This is a genomic window from Chryseobacterium nepalense (genome assembly GCF_023195755.1).
Taxonomy (GTDB): domain Bacteria; phylum Bacteroidota; class Bacteroidia; order Flavobacteriales; family Weeksellaceae; genus Chryseobacterium; species Chryseobacterium nepalense.
In genome coordinates this window covers 3,702,816-3,721,085 of the sequence record NZ_CP096203.1, presented here as the reverse complement: position 1 = coordinate 3,721,085, position 18,270 = coordinate 3,702,816, and the positions used below count along the sequence as shown (strand labels likewise).

Here is an 18,270-nt window from a genome sequence, read left to right as displayed (position 1 = left end):
ATTACTGGTCTACAGTTAAGACAATCTTTCCCTGTATATGCCCTAAAGCTGCTCTTTCATGCGCTTGACGGGCCTGAGCAAGTGGAAAAGTGCTGTCGATCACGATGCGGATAATTTCCTGATCAAGCAATGCTGCGAGTTCTGAAAGTTGTTTGCCATCAGAGCGCACCTGGGTTGCCGATACATTGACCCCTAATTTTTCTGCTTCGTCACGATCGGAAAATCCTAAAGGGAAGATCGGAAATAATGACCCTCCCGGCTTCAATATCTTTAAAAATCTTCCGGTGTTGGCCCCTCCAACTGTATCAATAACCAAATCGATATCTTTTAAGATTTCATCAGCATTGGTTTTCGTGTAATCAATAAATTCATCAGCACCCAGTTCTCTTAATAATTCTTCCTGCCGACCGGAAGCTACAGCAATAACTTTTGCACCTTTCCATTTGGCGATCTGTAATGCGAAATGGCCAACTCCACCCCCTGCTCCATTAATCATTATGGTTTTACCTTCGAGAGGAACCGGTACATGCTTATTGGGCTGAAGGGGATTCGGCTCATCATGACCGACCTCGATCATAAACTGCCAGGCAGTAAGCAACGACATTGGCGCACCGGCTGTATGGACATGATCAATACCGGCCGGTTTCAGAGCAAGTTCTGATACAGGTACATTAACGTATTCTGCATAAGCCCGGCTTGGGCCATAGCTGGGAAATCTCACCATGGAATAAACTTCATCACCAACAGAGAAGTCCTCAATATCATCGGCAACGGATTCAATGACTCCTGAAATGTCTGTACCCAGAATGATAGGAAAAGGGACCTTTGGCTGCCATTCGGGAGGCAGCATTTTGTATCCTTCCCGCAGATACCAGTCCGGTGGATTGAGGCCTATCGCATGCACTTTTACTCTTACCTCTCCTTTATTTAATTCGGGGATGGGAGCATCTTCGTATACCAATACTTCAGGGCCTCCAAACTCATGCTGGCGTACGGCTTTCATTGTTTTATCTTTTTCAACCATGTTTTTGATTTTATTTGACTGTTGCATCTTTAATTTTTTTTTAAAATGATGGTACAAAATTAATTTAATGGTATCTTTGCCACAAGTATGTACTTTTTGGTAATCTATATACTAAAAAGTATGTATTATTGAAAATCAATTCATTAAATCTATCATAAGATGAAAAATAAACCATCAATTCCAGAGGATAATCAGCAATGTGGTGTGGATTACGCATTCAAACGTATCGGTGGGAAATATAAGGGAAGAATCTTATGGCATCTCAATTCCAAGGAAGTATTGCGTTACGGGGAACTGAGAAGAACATTGCCTGATATCACTACCAAAATGTTGACACAGACTTTAAGGGAACTGGAGGACGACCGGTTAATCACCAGAAAGGTATACCACGAGGTGCCGCCAAAAGTAGAATATGCTTTGAGCGAAACCGGGATGGAACTGATCCCCTTTATCAAACATCTGCATCAATGGGGCAATAAGCAACTGGAGAAGGAGGTGATATCTTGTGAGAAATAATAAAGAATTCAATACTCAGTCTGGTGAATACTATATTGATGCACAAATCTTCAATTTTGTAGAAAGTTCAAAGGAAGAATTACTGTTGAACTTCGCGGCTTCGCCGCACTATTGTAAAATCCTTTTGGTTGCAATTGTTTTAATGCAACTCTACTTCCCAATCTTCAAATTCTGGGTCCACTTGATATGTATCATTTTCTTTCCTACAGACAAACCGAATCCATTGAGAGGCTCTTTTCATTGAGTGCGTAAGATTTAAAACTTTTCCAGATTCATCCATTTTTATATTGTTGGCAAAAATTGCAAATACTTGTTCGACCAAACTCGCTTCATCTTTTAAATCCTCTCTATAATCTATATCTTTTAGTAATTCACTATCATTTATAACGTAAGGCAACGTTCCATTTGTGTAATAATATACAAAGTGTCTTAATGCACTTTTAAAATCTTTAGATAATTCCATAACAAAATTAATTATTTCCAAGTTTCATAAAAATCAATATTAATTAATGCCTGATAACATTTTAGGGATTCTATAATTGCATTTTTTGTGAAAGTCTTGTTAAGCATTTATTTGCTATTACAGGCACGGATTACAAATCCGTGCTATCGGGTAAAGAGCCTAAAATTAAGAAGTTGACACTAACATAGCATCTTCTATTTCCCAATAATTATCATGCAATCTTAGTTCAAATACAGCATTTCTACCGTAATAATCTTTTTTTATACGATGGTCAACAAAACTAATGCTCTTTTTTTTGAAGTATCAAATACAATCTTTGAAAAATAGACAACACCTATCTCACATTCATTTGTATGTTTATCATACTCTGCCAGATCTAGAACGTTTGCGGTACACAAATTAAATTGATTTGCTTTCATAGAACGTCGTATACTCAAATTTTTAATATCTGGACTATTAGAAAAGTCTTTAAAAGAATCCTTCGTTATCAGAAATTATCATCCATTGATCTGGCGCCAGTATTGGACTCAAATCAACTACTGTTTTACATATACATACAAATTTTGGCATAATAAATTTATTTAGCACTATGATATAATCTTAACAATAAATAAAGTTAGTTGAGCAAACACACTTAACCAATATATTAGATTTTTTCTAAATAAATTTTTTCACACCTAATTAAAAAATCTGAGTAAGGATCAATTTCTAATAAAGAACCTGAATATTGCTTAGGAAAAAAATCAAATACAATTTCTCCATTTTCATACTTTAATAAAGCGTCTGTTATAACTGTACTAGACATTTTTCTCTGTTTAATAAATCTAAATTCTTCTATGTTTTCGAAAGTTAAAATAATATTTTCAAATTTATCATTACTCCAATTATAGGAAAACAAGTGAATTTTCGACAATTCAATCCATTCACCTGAATCATTTTTTTTATCGTAAAATTCTATTTTATTTATTACCGAGTCTGAAAATGTTTTGTAATCATTTAATATTATGGATATCATAATTTTTTTATTTAGCTAATGGTTGAGAATAATTTATTTTTTTAGGATTCCTTTATATTGGTTAGGAATAGCTGTATGCGGTATATGGTCTATATCTTTTAATGCTCCTTCTAAATGAATGCCCGTGCCCGGATAGCATTGTTTGAGTGTGCTTTTTAAAATTTACTACTAACACAGCTTTTCCTTCAGCATCATAAACAAAATTACTAGTAGCAGTTTTTCCGTCACCACTTAAATATGTATATATAGAAAAGGGTTCAGGTTCACATTCAGTTAATGCTCTTGCCTAAAATCTTTTGCAGCATCATTCCTTCTAATTCCATCAAACTTTTCACTAATTATATTACGATCAGACTTTGAAAATTGAAGGTCTGTTCCAAAATAAATAATTTCCCAATTATCTCCTGCATCTGGTAATTCATTGTCTTTATTTTTTGTTTGATGTATATTTCGTGAAATTGCTCATTATTTCTCTCATCTTGTATTTACCATCTGCTCTAAAAAATTAATGTAATAATTATGTTAAAATAGTAAGTCTTTTATGCCTGATAACATTTTAGGGATTCTATAATTGCATTTTTAGTGAAAGTCTTGTTAAGCATTTATTTAAACCAAAACTTTGCAGATTGCAAAGTTTTGGTTGCTATTACAGGCACGAATAACAAATTCGCGCTATCGCGTAAAGAACCGGAAATTAGGAAGTTGACACTAACATAAAATCTTCTATTTCCCAATAATTATCATGCAATCTTAGTTTAAATATACCATTTCTACCGTAATAATCTTTTTTTATACGATGGTCAACAAAAACTAATGCTATTTTTTTAGAAGGATCAAATACAATCTCTGAAAAATAGACCACACCTATCTCACATTCATTTGTATGTTTATCATACTCTGCCAGATCTAGGACTTTGGCCGTACACAAATTAAATTGATTTGCTTTTATAGAACTTCGTGTACTTAATTTTTTAATAATATCTGTATTACTGGAAAATTCTTTTAAAAGCTCCTTCCTACTTTTTATGTCATTTATATGAGCTTCGGGATGACCTGTAATAAAGTTTTTACTACTTGTAGCAAAATATGTATTTTTACTTTTAGTAGAATCTATATACAAATTGCAAAATTTTTCAGGATGATTAAAAATTTCGTTGTGCGCTTTTGTCTTCTCTTCGATATATAAATCATCATCGTGAACTCTTAAACTATCAAAATATTTTTTTTCACCTAAATAATCTTCTCTAAAAAAATAAGGTATCAATTGATCTGTTAAATCATTATATAGTTTTACATTAGTATCGGTTGATTGACTTACACATTTTTTCATTTCCTCCTTACAATTCGTAAGTAATAAAGAGGATAATAAAATCATAACTATTTTAGTTTTAAAATTCATATTGTTTAGGAATTTTGGGTTAATAACATGGTCTTACTCGCAAATTATCTTTTGGTTTTTTATAATTATCTAAAATAGATGGCACTTTTTGTGATTCAAGTCCCTGATTTCACGTTGTTGCCTAAAATCTTTTGCAGCATTATTCCTCTTAAATCCATCAAACTTTTCAGTAATTATATCACGATCAGAAGCAGAAAATTGAGTATCTGTTCCAAAATAAATAATTTCCCAATTATCTCCCGCATCTGGCAAACCACTTTTTGATTTAAGACCCATCTTAAAAGTCCGTCTTTTTCCTGAGATTTACCGTCCATTTTATAGTCTGCCCAATGACCACCTTCTTCTACATTTTTTTCAAGGTCGATTAAAAGTCGTTCTCAATTTTATATATTATAGGAGGTTGTTCAATTCCATTCCAGTATATATATAGTCTCCCACAATTAGGACATTTTGTTATTATTTTCATTTGATAATATAATTCATCCACTGTTGTATCTTCAGATAAATTATCAAATTCAGTATCTGAAATTGTTAGCCAGTCGTGCTCGCATGGAATATTACTTAGATCGGTGACTACACCACATTTACATTTTAATTTAGGCATTATTAATTATTTAGGCATTATTACAATATCATTAATATTTTTTGCACCTGCCCCTTGAACTCTTTTTAAGAGATTTCCCAGATCTAATGCTTTGATAGAAGTTTTTGATAAATCTAAGACGACCCCATTACACTGTGTATTTTTATTTCTAATTGCTCTTACAATGGAACTTATATTAGAAGTTTCAGGTGTATAAACATCATATGAAATCCCATTAATTAGTAAATCTGAGGTCCGCCCTTCGCACTTCCAGCAAAACATAACGTAAGATTACTTATTTCCCTCACTTGTCATATACTTTGCAGTATTAATTTCACTAACCGGATAGCTTCCCCCTTTTATATAAGTTCTCCCGACAACATAAAAAAACATATTTTTTTGCCAATAACAGCAAGTGTAAATGTAAAAAAAGTTGGGCACCATTTATTTTTAAATATTTTTCAGATATAGTCTTAGTTCTGAACGTATAATAAAAATTTGTAATAAAAAAATGATCTTATAACAACTGATCACAGATTTAATCTATTATGCCGATTATTAAAAAATATTTAACGAAACATCTTTATTAAAATAAATTGAATAAAAATAATTAAATTTGCAAAAAATTTATTTCATTATATGCGAAAATTCTTGCAAATTCTACTACTAACGAATTTCTTCATTTTTTTTAATGCTCAAAACAAATCAACATTAAGTATAAATTCAAAATCCCTAAGCGTTCTTGCAGAAGAGTACAAAGAGATTTACACCACTGCCAAAGAAATCATGACAAATCTTCTGGCAGAAAATAAAACTGCTGAAACAAATCATGTTGATTTCTCAGTATCAGATATTTCTTTAAATAAAACTGAACCTGCAATTGATTCCAAAAACATAAAATTTAAAAATACGCCACATCTGAATTGGGTTTCGGATATGAGCTATAACTTCAGTCCGGGATTTGGTGATGATGATAATATTTTTTACCGCGCAAGAGTATCTTCGGGTCTGGACTGGCTTGCTTTAGGAGAAGGAAGCCTCAAAAACCAGAAAATGCAGAACGCTCTCAATGAGAAAATGAGGAATATGGATGTTTTAGAAAAACAGAAATATAAAAAAGAACTCAATCATAAAGAGAATCTGGACCAGGTAAGAGCTGCCTTCGATGCAAAAAAAATAAAACTTTTATCTGATTATGAAAAACTTCTGAAAATTCAAAACGATTTTACTGCTAAACAAAATAAAATCGGATTAAAAAATGATGCAGAAGCCGCACAGTCGAAATACAGGCTGGATAAAATTTCCATAGAAAGAAAATCACTTGAAAGTCTTTCAAAAACTTCTGATAATCAAAATTTTAACAACGAAATAATCAATTCAGAAATTCCGGACCTGATACCGGTTGAAAATATTAATTTCAGTGCTCTGGTAAAAGACAAGGAAGTCGCTCTAAAAATGGAGAAAGAAATCCTGGACATGAAACGCAAAAGAGACAAGCAGCCTGATCTCAGATTTAAATTGCGCTACAATTATTATTCTGCATTATCAAGAGACCGGAATTTTGCCAGTGTTGGTGCTACTATCAATCTGCCAGTAAGCAGAAGTAAAAATGATCTTGAAAGTGAAAATGAGATGAAGCTGAAAGAAAATTCTATCCAGGATCTGCAGCTGCTGTATCGCAACAGGCTCAGTGAAATATACAGAGATTATTATCTTGCAAAATCTGAAATAGAAGTCCTGGAAAGCGAGGTACAATACCTTGAAGCAGAACTTAAAGTGAATTCCACCAACGAAAAAAGCAATACTTTCAGTCCTGCAGCATATCTTGCTACCGCAGAAAAACTATTAAATAATCAAATACAGATTTGTGATAAAAAATCAGACCTGTATGAAAAATACCTTGATTACAGAATGCTATCAGGAACAGATGATACAGCCGAAAACCTGCAGAAACTTACCAATAACGATAACGCGGGAAATGAAACCTATATCTGGAGCAGCTTTTTTACAAACTATTCCAATGCCTACATTATCAACCTGATGAATCACTGGCACATCAACAGGGTTTTCCTGTCGATTGGCAAAGTGACAGACCTTGTAAAAGTTTCAGATTTCATGGCGCTGGCTGCACAAAACAACATCCAGGTTTACCGCCTTATCGGTGAAAATTCTTATGCTAAAACAGATGATGGTTTTAATGATCTCCAGATCGCTTTGCAGGATGCGAAAAACATGGGATTTGCCGGGGTACATCTCGATATTGAACCTCACACTTTTGATGATTATAAAACCAATGTAGACCTTTATGCACAAAGGCTTATTAACCTTTTTACCAGCTCAAAGACCTGGTGTACACAGAACAATATGGATTTGGGAGTAAGCGTTCCGATGCAGCTCCCGGCAGAAGTAGCCACCGCTTTGTATAACAACAGCATTATGACCTATATTATGGCTTATGATGTTCTTACTCTCGATAAAAAATTAAATAAAACTGCGGTAATAAGAAATATTCTGGGTCCTGACCTGTATGTCTGGGTATTCCGGATTAATGATTTCCAGGTATTCAGTGATCTTCTGGATGCAGAAGCGTATGTACAGGCAGCAGGCGTTACAAAAATAGGATATTACGATCTATCACAAATGAATAATTTTAAGCCATAATTAATGGAAATCAATTTTAATGACGATAAAATAACAGAAGAATCTTACGAAAAACCTGTAAAAAAAAGAAGATGGGACCGTTGGATTTACTTTGGCATTTTATTGTTAATCGTTTTTTCTGTACTCAAATGGATCATTTCTTCATGGATATTTGATTATGCAGACGGATTTCTCAAGCAGCAGCAATTTGATGTGAAATTTACCAGCGATATACGAATCCTTAACTATACGGTAAAGGAAGGTTCTGCGGTAAAAAAAGGGGATACCTTGTTCAGCTATGAATTTTATGATACCAATCTTCGTAAAAACAGCATTCAGGATTCCCTGAAAAATCTCGTAGCCAATACGTCTTTTGATAATAATATTGCATCAATCAACGCCCAGATCTCAAAAAAGAAAAGCCTTGCAGCCGACCTGAGAAAAAGAGTGGCTTTCTGGCAAAGCGAGAAAAAAAGGAAAGAAAAACTGGTATATATCAACCAGATTACGCCAAACGAACTTGCCAACGTAGACCGGTCTATTGACGATCTTACCTATGAGCTCGCTTCGGTAAATGCCGATATTGTAGCACTGAATGATGAAATTGCAAAGATGTTCCAGATTAATAACCAGAGAAACAATCTGGCAAGAGAAGAAAACAGAACGTCCACCATTAACAATTATTATATCTCACCGGTAAATGGGAATACCGACCGTTTCAGAATTTCAGACGGGCAGGTTGCCTATAAATCAGACATTATTACATCAATTGTCCACAAAAGACAGTTTGTACAGGCATATATTGATATAAGCGATCTGGATGAATTTAAAGAAGGCGACCGGGTAGCCATAAAACTGCCTTACGGATTTAACAAAACGCTTACGGGACAGGTAAAGAAAATTTACTCTATTTCAGAGATTAAAGACAATACTCTTCTTAATAAAACCTTGAATGACAATAAATACGGCGTTGTAATTGATATTGTACCGATAGACGGAAAATCCTGGGAAGAAGTAAAGGTCAGTAATATTCCGGTAAAAGTAAGAAAACTAAAATTTACATAATCTATGCCTGACAAAATACTGAACCTCGAAAATGGGATCAGCGCACAATTGCTGGATGACTGTATTGACAGAAATGAAATTCCAGATGCAGACAATGCAGACATCTGGATTATTAACAACGATAAAGCCCGGAATGTAAGGAAATTCCTGGTTTCACTGATCAGACATCCGGATCCGAAAGTTTTTCTAAAGCCTGTTTTCCTGCAGAAAGACTTAAAAAAAGTTTACAAAGAATATAAAAATTATAATCTTAAACAGCTTTGTGACGGTTATATCAAAGAACTGGATATACAAAACAAAATACCCTATATACGATTTATTTTAAATTTCGTTAAAAATCTTAATCCTTCAATTTCTTTTTCTGAAGATGATTTACTGAAAAGAACATTGATGTATTATTATTCAAGAAATAAAGACATTGAATTTTACGAAAGCTCAGGCTCCCTCAGCGGATATTCTTACCCAAGAATAGAAGCATATTATGATGGTACTACCGAATCCTATGCAAACGGCAGGGCTCTTCTGAACAGTGCTTACAAAAATGACTTTCTTCGAAGGAATTATGTTGATACTTCGCATATCTGTAAAAAATGCTATTCCGGCTTTCTGAATTATAGGGAGGAATGTCCTAAATGCAAGCAGCACAACCTTCAGGTAAGGGTGCTGATCCATCACTTCAGATGCGCTTATGTAGCAACAGAACAGAGCTTCTGGCAGGGAGAAAAAATGATATGCCCGAAATGCAGTATGGAACTTAAAAATCTCGGTGTTGATTATGATAAACCGGGAAAAGTATTCTACTGCCTGAACGACCTATGTAAACACGAATTTCAAAAACCTCTCATAGGCGTACATTGCATCAATTGCAAAACAGAACAGACCCCTTCTGAACTGAATCTGGAGAAGATCTACAATTACGAGCTTACTCAAAAAGCCATCAGCGAAATGCTCAATTAACGAATTATCAGTGGAAAGTTTCTGGGAAATTATTTTTTCTAATATAAGGTATTCAAACTGGTCTACTATCCTGAACTGGGGCTGGTATGTTTTCATCATAGATATTCCAAGGTTTCTTATCCTGGAGGTCATCGTGCTTTTTGTTACCTTCAGAAATCGTTTTTTAAGTAAAGACAGATGGGAAGGAGCACATACAAGAATGATGAGGGAATATCCTTTGGTTACGGTTCTTGTTCCCGGCCATAATGAAGGAAGACATCTTCATAAAATGGTGGTTTCCATGCAGAAGCAGACGTATAAGAATATTGAAATTATCGTTGTTGATGATGGCTCTACGGATAATACCGGAATTATCGGAAGATCTTTTGAGAAAAAAGGGTTCATCACAAAATTCCTCCGGTCCGAAATTCGGGGCGGAAAAGCTTCGGCTGCCAATCTCGGACTGAAATATTCTAAAGGGAAGTTCATCGTACATATTGATGCAGACTCATCCCTTGACACCGATGCTATCGAAAAATCCCTCCTCCCCTTTTATGTTTACAAAAATGTTGGCGGTGTCGGCGGAAACCTAATGGTGAGAAACGATGAAGATTCCCTTACCTCTACCATGCAATATCTGGAATATCAGCAGTCGATCAGTATCTCAAGGATTGTTCTTTCCAGCTTAGGAATTTACAAGATTATTTCAGGAGCATTTGGTGTTTTCCCTAGAAAAGTACTGGAAAGAGTTGGTGGCTGGGATGTAGGTCCGGGTCTGGATGGTGATCTTACGGTGAAGATCAGGAAAATAGGCTATAATATTCATTTTGAGCAGAATGCAATATGCAATACCCATGTTCCGGTAGCATGGAGCAAACTTGCCAGACAGAGGTTGCGCTGGTCTCGCTCGCTGGTGCGGTTCAGGTTACGAAAACACTATGATATATGGATTCCTAACAAGAATTTCAGATGGTCTAACTTTTTCGCTTTTTTTGAAAATGTTTTTTTTGGATTAGTGCTGGATATCACCTGGATGATTTATATGCTAAGAATAATAATTGAAAATCCTGAATTCTTACTTTTTTGGCTGCCTCTTAAATATTTAGTATATTTGCTGCTCTATTTTATGCAGTTTATCGTTTGCCTGGTAATAGTGAAAAATAAAAAGAAATATTTATCAAAGATCATTTACATTCCGCTTTATCCTTTATATATGGGATACTTCATGCGCATCGTAAGAACTATTGCCTATTTCGACGAACTCTTCTTCTACGATTCTTACAAAGATCCGTGGAACCCCCAGAAAACTTCAAAAAAAGCACGTGAATTCGGTGCGTAAATTACTTAACGATTCAAAAAAACCTTATAAAACAAAACAACTTCCCCTTACAATGACTAAAAAACTAAGCGTAGTAATAGGATTTTCCCTTCTTGTTGCTGCAACCGGATGTTCTTCGGAAGATAATCTTCTTCCCGAAAATAACGAAACTTCCAACTCAATTACCAATGGAGATATTACCCTTCGATATGGAGGAGGCGATCTTGCCAAAAGTATTGAACTAAAAAACTCAGCGGTTGATTTCATTAGATTCGACCAAAACGGACAGAAAAATTCTGTTTCCCTCAAAACCGTAACCTATACCCCTAATCTTTCCGGTGCTATTGCTGCTGTAGGAAACAACTGGTATAACATTAACAACGGAGAAACCTATTATATTCCGGAAGGTACTACCTTTACAGGAGGATTCAATTTCAACTCTGCAGGAAAGATCATCGTTTTGGGTGAACTGGGCGGATCCAACTGGATCAACGTTCCGAATGGAGGTAAAGTAGAAGTAGGAAATAACGGTAAAATTTCAAGTTCCGTAAATTTCCACCTGAATTCCGGGGGTATGCTAAACAACTATGGATTTGTAACCTATACTACAGGATCTGTTGACGGAATCATCAACAATTACAACAATTTAAACTTCAATAATTCTGAAAGCCTTAACGGAAGTTCCACGGTAAACAACTACTGCAGAATGGTCTTTAATGCACAGAACAACTATCTGAACGCAAATCTTAACAATGAAGGTTATTTAACTTTTGAAAAAGGATTTCATATAAACGGTTCGGGGATACTGAATCTTAAGCCGCAGTCCTTTACGGAGGTTACCGGCGGAAGCGTTTCTGTGGACGGAAAAGTAAGCAATGCCGGAAACAGCTTTGCAAGAATGGATTTTTCGAATATGTCTTTCGGAAATCTTAACGCTTCTCCTGCTTTCACAGGACTTATTGATATGAACTTTGTGAATACTTCGTATTCTGTTCTTCAAAACAATAACAAAATCAACAACCAGGTTACTTTAAATTCAAACACGTATATTGCAGCAGGAGAATGTACACCTCAAAAAGGTATTGCACCTTGTTCAGACAGTCAGCTTCAGTTTACGGTAGTAGCCAATGTGGTAAGTCCTTCCATCAACAACACTACGCTTAGTGCAACAGGTGTTACGGTAAACAACGGTTTTGCTTACGTATCTTATCATACCAATGATGCGCTTTCCGGAAGCAATACGCAGGGAGCTATCAGAATTCTTAATGTGACGGATTACAGCGCTCCATCTCTTGTAAGCGAAGCATTATTCAACAACATCGAATTTAACAATGTTGATGTGGCGAACAATAAATTATACGCTGTAGGTGGAGATAAAAACGGTTCTAAACTGGTTACGGCACCACTTTACAATAATGTGTTCAATACTCAGGATCTTTCTTCATTCGTGAATTATAAACTTCCGAGTTCTACCGCAAAAAATTCTTATTTCTACAATAATTATCTTTATGCTTCTACAGGGACAACCGGCGGAGGTTTCTTCAAGCTGGATCCTAACAACGGATATTCTGTGGCCGAACAGTTCAACTTTGCAGGAGAGAGAGCCAAGTATGTTGCGCACAACAATACATACCAGGTATTTTTAGCAACCCAGGCCAATGGTGCATCTTTAAGAATTGCCAATAATGACGGTTCAAATGTGAAGGTTTACAATTATGCCGCACTTGCTCAATCTGTAACAGACGGTAAGAATGTTATTGTTCTTGATGATGAATATGTATACGTTGCTTTAAGTGATAAAGGGGTTGCTAAAATCAGACTAAACGACGGACAGCTGATGAGTACTTTTGTTCCGAGAAACTTTAAGGTTAATAATCAGAATGTCTTCAGCCAGACCGGACTTACCAATGCCGTTGCCGTAAGCAACTGCTACCTTTACCTGGCAAACGGTACAGACGGAGTCATTGTTTTGAATAAAACAAACTTTAAAGTAGTTGGTTATTATAAACTAAACGGTTCTGCCAATTATATTTATATCAATAACAACCTGGCATTTGTTGCCACAGGACAGTCTGGTCTTAATATTTTGAAAATAAATTAATTGCTACATTAATTAATATCCTGAATTAAAAGATTTAGGTTAAAACACAAAGGAGACTGTTTTGAAACAGTCTCCTTTATTATTGTCTACGGATTAAAAATTCTTGAAATGAGGGCCATTAATGATCTGGATTCTTCCTTATTTTAAAACTGTTTGATATAAAAAAAGAACTCAAACCCGAAGTATTTCGTGGCATATCTGGAAAATCCCTGCTTTTCATAGAAAGGAATATTGACTAATGTAGAAGTTTCCAGGCACATGGCTTCTTTTGAAGCTTTATAATATTCAATCAGCTCCTGTAAAAACAAGGTTCCTATTCCGTTGCCCTGTAATTTCGGCATTACCCCCAAAAACCACAAATGAATATAATCTACATTTTGAGGAAGGGTTTGCTCAGTAATGTCCTCTTTCTTCAGAACTTTCTTAATTCTTGATAGTCCTACCACTTTAAAGATCAATTGAAGATCAAGCAAAACCGATTGTATGCCAGGCTTTTTTTTCTTCGGATCCAGTAAAATGGCACAGACCGTTCTATCATCATTCATCCAGACATCACCAAAGAGAAACCCTTTTGCAATTGAATATTCAAAAAGTCCGGGAAGTGATTTTTTGTTCTTTACAGCAAAATTTGCAGATTTGTTATCTTCAAAAGATGCGGTCAGCAGTGCTACCAGTTTAGGAATATCTTCCTTTTTTGCCCTTATCATTGTTTTAAAAAAAATAATTACACGCGTTATATATTAATCACCCATTCAATTATTTACATAAGTAAATAATTGAATATTTCACTTTTCACGCATCAAAATTATTTAAAAAAAAAGAGGTATACCATTTTTATTCATTAAGGTTTATTAACAAAAACTCAACTTTACAAACATTTAAAATTAATAAAACTATCCGGCTGCTATTTCTTGCACAAGTGTATTTTGGGAATATACTTTATGGATACATTATTAATGAGTATCAGCGAAAATATCCCGAATTTTTATAAGAAAAAAAAGAGGCTGTCCATAAAGTTGGATGGTCTCTTTATTAAACTTATTTTTCAGTTTTAATCATCATTTTACACCGTAGTGCCTGAAATAATCATTTAATTTGTTCCTAAGGAGCATAAAAAATGATCTCTTCATCTTTGGTGGCGAAAAAAAACGCTCCTCAAACTTTTTGGACAGCGTGCAAGTAAGTCATGCATACAATATAATTTCTGAAGATTGATAAGAGAATTTAGGATTGATAATAATTTATAAATTAGAATTTAATTTTCACTCAACAATTTTTTACTGTTGATTTTTCTCTGTCTTATAAACTGGAAAACAGAACCTGCAATAAAAACAACAAAGAGAAAAAGAAGTGTCTGCCCGATTAACGGATCTTTAATGTCTTTAGCAAGCGGATGGCCAACCGGAACTCTTGTAAATGTCTCATTAACTGTGGGAACAAGAGAAAGAAAAAAGCTGAATGACAGCAAAAAATTTTCAAAATACCTCGCTTTGCTGCTTCCTTTTCTTTTCGAATATAAAAAATAAGCAACAGCAATAAGAAGAATAATAAATAATGAAAAAACATGCCCCGCATTAAAACCTCCGTGTTTTGATATACCCAATGCCGTAACCGAAGTCACAAGTGTTGTATAAAAATATACTTTCCCAGAACCCGCAGCAAGATTGATTTTGCCATATTTCACAAATCCTGTTACTGCTGCTACAATTGCCGAAATACCAATGATGGTATGAAAAATTCCTAAACCTGATAAATTCATTTTTGTTTTTATTTAAAATTTGTTTTCAACTAAAAATTGTCAGGCTTGTAAGAGAAAATTTTTTCCCTGAAACTGACAAGGCAAAGTTGCAACAGATAGACAAAAATGTTTTTGCGATTTGGTTCAGATATTTGCAATTTTGGTTCAAAAATCAACTCCGAAAATATTCAGAAATACTTATTCATCTGCTTTCTTTGTGGCTGAGACGGTAATTTGAAGGACTGCTGTGGAATTTATCCTGAAAGCTCTTCGTAAATGTTGCAAGATCATTAAATCCGCAATCATATGCAATATCGGTAATCCTTTCATCTGAAATCAGGAGTAGATCTGCTGCTTTCTCAAGTTTTTTATTTCTTATATAATGGGCAGGTGTGTCGTTATAAAGTCTTGCGAATTCTCTTTTGAAGGAAGAAACACTGAGGTTGTTCTGTTCGGCCAGCTGCTCAATAGTTAACTGTGAAAACAAATTCGCTTCAATGATCTGCTTAAAAGAATAAGCCGCCGGAGAAAAAAGCCGGGACAGGATCAACTGAACAGATGCTGCACTTTCAGACTGAGCCAGCAGTAAAATGATTTCCTTTAGCTTAAGAATCAGGATATCTTCGTTGACGAGCGAAGGGTTTTCGAAATAGAAAAGCAGGCCTTCCACATATTTCTTAACCAGAAAATCGTTATTAATCTTCTGATTGGATTTATTTGAAACCATATTTTCCGGTTTTTGCATAAGCAACGGCAATTCCCGGTCATAAATCTTCTTTAAAATATCAGGATAAAAAGTAACGATAACAATATGACAGCTTTCCTCACGACTGGAATTCTGAATATGCTTTCCAGAACTTATACAATTCAGAAATAATGAATAATCCGTAGGAATATTAACCGATTTATCATCCGATCTGTATTGAAGTTCTCCCTTCATCATATAAATAAAACACGCTTGTTCGGCCACCGGAAAATCGTATCTGAACGGCCCTGTCAGTTCGATTTTCTGCATCAGGGTCTTTCCGAATAGTTCATATTTTCTGTAATCATTAATCATAATTATTATTCATTAAACTTTATTCAAATTTATAAAATATATAAAGTTTAGGATGATCTCACGACAGTTTTCTATAACAGCAGTTTTCGAATATTTCACTATCTTTCAGAAAGAAAATAGAGAAGGCTGCAGAAACACCAAAACAAACAAGTGATCATTAAACTGTTTTTGATGTTCGGTTGCTTGGTTTAAAAATTTACCTCATGAAAAAACGCCCCCACTTTAAAGCATTAATGACTTATAAAACAACAGAAGATGGTGGCATTGTCACTCCTGTTTCATCCGGTTTCCGGGCTTCATTGAAATTTGCTTTCGAAAGCAAGCTGTATATGGCAAGCCAGACTTTTTCTGAGACAGAACTTGTATTTCCCGGAGATATTATCAGTGCCGAAATTACGATGATAAATGATGACCTGCCAAACGATAAATTCTACGAAGGAATGGATTTTGAGTTTGAAGATCAGTCGGGAACCATTGGAAGCGGCGTCATTATTACTGTTTATCCGCTGTAAATATTATTTTTCACTTAAATTCAGGTGATAGATATAAAAAGGAGACCAAAAAGGTCTCCTTTATTAATGTGTTATAATTTTGATTACAATTTATTATTAACATCCGTAAATGTTCCGGTAATGGTTGAAGTACCATTTTTGGTAACTGTCCCGTGAATGGTAATGGATGAATTGGTTCCGATAAATTCAATTTTTGATCCCTGGTTAATGGTAAGGTTTCCGAAAATCGTTACATTTCCTTCAATTTTCCAGTTGGCGTTGCTGTTAAGGATCATATGCCCATAAGTTGTAAGGTTACCTTTCAGGTTAAGGAGCGCGCCACTGTTGATATTAAGTGAGTTCCATGGGTTGCTTTGTGTACCCTGATAAAACTGCCCGTACATATTGAATGTTGAATTGCTGTTCAGGTTAACTCCCTGAGAAGCTGTTAATGCCCCGCACCAAGTAAGAGTCTGGTTTACATTGATTCCCTGAAGGCTCTTTGTTCCGGAGTATTCTAATGTTTGTCCGGAGTTCACATTCAGCCAATCACTTCCGTTGTAAACTGCATAACCAGAACAGTTGGGAGCACCACTTTCAGGAGCTACGGTTTTAATAATTTTTAATCCTCCGGTTCCTGTTGCAACGAAGATATACTCCCCTTTACTCATTACGAAATTAGAAGAACCTGTTAAATCAAGCGAACCCATAAGTTTAAGCTGATTATTATCCGTAGTATAAACATAAAGACCGGCCCCTCCATTGGCTACAAATATCCTTCCTGAATTTACAGATACTGCATTGCTTACAATATCCGAAGCATTAACACCCGGAACCTGTGTAGGTAAAGAAAGCGTTTGAAGTTTTGTTCCTGAAGTTAAGTTATAAACCCCAACTCCATTATATCCTTCCGAAACCAATAATTTCCCGTCGATAAAATCAATTGTTCTTTTAGCTTCTGCCACATCTGTGGAAGTTGAGAAAGAAGTGATTAAATTAAGACCATTTGCATCATAAATTTTTACACCTTCCGTTCCGCTCAATACAACAATTTTATTGTTGTTATATCCCAATGCTCTGAGATCAGTAAGAGGGATCGACATTTCAATTTGCTGACTGCTTTTATTAAGCTGTGCCAAAACACCCGTCGCTCCTGAAACAGCATAGTATTTTGAGCTGCTGGAAGTAACATCCGTTCCTACCTTACCGTTAAGTACAGTCTGCTGAAGTGTGTTGGTAAGCATACCACCGTTAAGCGTCATACTTCCTACAAAAGCAGGTGATGATGCTCCCGAAGCATAAATATCTTTAGCACCTGCAATATATAATTTACCGTTATCGTATCGTACAGAGCTTACATCTGTATCCGGGAGGATTGCCTGCATGACAAGCTGCGGAGCATTCGGATTTGTGATATTTAAAACCTCGATGGCTCCAAGATAGGTCTCGCCTTCCGTATTATAGGAAACATAAGCATAATTTCCTTCCACTGAAACATGAGTTGCTCTTAATGTTTTTCCGTTATAAACCGGCGGTGCTACTTCAGCTACCAATACGAGGGGAAAATTACCTGCCTGAACTGTTTTACCACCGGAACTTGGTTTCATATCCAGCACACCGGCATTTCCAAAGTCGATTCTTTTGCTTAATGTACCGGCATCAGAACTTAAAATAGGACCCGTTTCCTGCTGATCCTGAATTTCGTCGCCATCATTCCGGCAAGATAGAACTGTTAGAAAAGTAAGTACAGCGATGTACGGTAAAATTTTTCTCATAAAAATATTTTATTTATAATATTGACAAAAGTGACTATTTTTTTATAGCACAATTTAATTTGTATAGTTGTTTGTTGCTCTCTTTAAACATTACAAATCTACTGCGACAAGCAAGACCATTTTGTAGTCTAAACAGTACATTGATG

At 35.3% G+C, this 18,270-nt stretch carries 17 protein-coding genes; 7 read left to right on the top strand and 10 right to left on the bottom strand.

Annotated elements, in window-relative coordinates; genetic code table 11:
- Position 1: 1 nt before the first annotated feature.
- Positions 2-1,051: an NADP-dependent oxidoreductase gene (locus M0D58_RS16880; protein ID WP_248391901.1), complete on the bottom strand. Its 1,050-nt coding sequence runs from the start codon at positions 1,049-1,051 to the stop codon at positions 2-4.
- 132 nt (positions 1,052-1,183) lie between these two features.
- On the opposite strand from M0D58_RS16880, the gene M0D58_RS16875 reads away from it, so the two are divergent.
- Positions 1,184-1,540, top strand: a complete 357-nt coding sequence (locus tag M0D58_RS16875; RefSeq protein WP_248391899.1) for a winged helix-turn-helix transcriptional regulator — start codon at positions 1,184-1,186, stop codon at positions 1,538-1,540.
- Positions 1,541-1,679: 139 nt separating this feature from the next.
- On the opposite strand, the gene M0D58_RS16870 is transcribed toward M0D58_RS16875, so the two are convergent.
- From M0D58_RS16870 to M0D58_RS18190, 5 genes are all read right to left on the bottom strand, one after another.
- Positions 1,680-2,003: a DUF7677 family protein gene (locus M0D58_RS16870; RefSeq protein WP_248391897.1), complete on the bottom strand. Its 324-nt coding sequence runs from the start codon at positions 2,001-2,003 to the stop codon at positions 1,680-1,682.
- Positions 2,004-2,649: 646 nt separating this feature from the next.
- Complete coding sequence (locus tag M0D58_RS16865) at positions 2,650-3,018, bottom strand: hypothetical protein (RefSeq protein ID WP_248391895.1); 369 nt, start codon at positions 3,016-3,018, stop codon at positions 2,650-2,652.
- A gap of 694 nt (positions 3,019-3,712) precedes the next feature.
- Positions 3,713-4,417, bottom strand: coding sequence for a hypothetical protein (locus M0D58_RS16860; RefSeq protein WP_248391889.1), 705 nt, complete (start codon positions 4,415-4,417; stop codon positions 3,713-3,715).
- A 69-nt stretch (positions 4,418-4,486) separates the two neighbouring features.
- A complete protein-coding gene (locus tag M0D58_RS16855; protein ID WP_248391888.1) occupies positions 4,487-4,693 on the bottom strand; it encodes a hypothetical protein in 207 nt (68 codons plus the stop codon).
- A gap of 334 nt (positions 4,694-5,027) precedes the next feature.
- Positions 5,028-5,282, bottom strand: coding sequence for a CdiA C-terminal domain-containing protein (locus M0D58_RS18190; RefSeq protein WP_428037165.1), 255 nt, complete (start codon positions 5,280-5,282; stop codon positions 5,028-5,030).
- A gap of 369 nt (positions 5,283-5,651) precedes the next feature.
- Here M0D58_RS18190 and M0D58_RS16850 point away from each other — a divergent pair, with 369 nt between their 5' ends.
- Genes M0D58_RS16850 through M0D58_RS16830 form a run of 5 tightly spaced genes read left to right on the top strand, consistent with a single transcriptional unit; the run spans position 5,652 to position 13,060 of the window.
- A complete protein-coding gene (locus M0D58_RS16850; protein WP_248391887.1) occupies positions 5,652-7,661 on the top strand; it encodes a TolC family protein in 2,010 nt (669 codons plus the stop codon).
- 3 nt (positions 7,662-7,664) lie between these two features.
- The gene (locus tag M0D58_RS16845; protein ID WP_248391886.1) at positions 7,665-8,705 is read left to right on the top strand and encodes an HlyD family secretion protein; all 1,041 of its coding nucleotides are present in this window, start codon (positions 7,665-7,667) and stop codon (positions 8,703-8,705) included.
- Between the two features lie 3 nt (positions 8,706-8,708).
- The gene (locus M0D58_RS16840) at positions 8,709-9,662 is read left to right on the top strand and encodes a TackOD1 domain-containing metal-binding protein (RefSeq protein ID WP_248391879.1); all 954 of its coding nucleotides are present in this window, start codon (positions 8,709-8,711) and stop codon (positions 9,660-9,662) included.
- Positions 9,663-9,672: 10 nt separating this feature from the next.
- Positions 9,673-10,980 (top strand): glycosyltransferase family 2 protein, encoded by a 1,308-nt coding sequence (locus M0D58_RS16835; RefSeq protein ID WP_248391877.1) that lies wholly within the window; start codon positions 9,673-9,675, stop codon positions 10,978-10,980.
- A 52-nt stretch (positions 10,981-11,032) separates the two neighbouring features.
- The gene (locus M0D58_RS16830; protein WP_248391875.1) at positions 11,033-13,060 is read left to right on the top strand and encodes an LVIVD repeat-containing protein; all 2,028 of its coding nucleotides are present in this window, start codon (positions 11,033-11,035) and stop codon (positions 13,058-13,060) included.
- Between the two features lie 143 nt (positions 13,061-13,203).
- Here the strand turns inward: M0D58_RS16830 and M0D58_RS16825 are convergent, their stop codons facing one another.
- From M0D58_RS16825 to M0D58_RS16815, 3 genes are all read right to left on the bottom strand, one after another.
- The gene (locus M0D58_RS16825; RefSeq protein WP_248391873.1) at positions 13,204-13,767 is read right to left on the bottom strand and encodes a GNAT family N-acetyltransferase; all 564 of its coding nucleotides are present in this window, start codon (positions 13,765-13,767) and stop codon (positions 13,204-13,206) included.
- Positions 13,768-14,315: 548 nt separating this feature from the next.
- Positions 14,316-14,819: a hypothetical protein gene (locus M0D58_RS16820; RefSeq protein WP_248391870.1), complete on the bottom strand. Its 504-nt coding sequence runs from the start codon at positions 14,817-14,819 to the stop codon at positions 14,316-14,318.
- Positions 14,820-15,000: 181 nt separating this feature from the next.
- On the bottom strand, positions 15,001-15,858 hold the full coding sequence (locus M0D58_RS16815; protein WP_248391868.1) for a helix-turn-helix domain-containing protein: 858 nt from the start codon (positions 15,856-15,858) through the stop codon (positions 15,001-15,003).
- Between the two features lie 203 nt (positions 15,859-16,061).
- On the opposite strand from M0D58_RS16815, the gene M0D58_RS16810 reads away from it, so the two are divergent.
- Positions 16,062-16,370: a hypothetical protein gene (locus M0D58_RS16810; RefSeq protein ID WP_248391866.1), complete on the top strand. Its 309-nt coding sequence runs from the start codon at positions 16,062-16,064 to the stop codon at positions 16,368-16,370.
- Between the two features lie 83 nt (positions 16,371-16,453).
- Here the strand turns inward: M0D58_RS16810 and M0D58_RS16805 are convergent, their stop codons facing one another.
- Positions 16,454-18,124 (bottom strand): LVIVD repeat-containing protein, encoded by a 1,671-nt coding sequence (locus M0D58_RS16805; RefSeq protein ID WP_248391864.1) that lies wholly within the window; start codon positions 18,122-18,124, stop codon positions 16,454-16,456.
- Between the last annotated feature and the right edge of the window lie 146 nt (positions 18,125-18,270).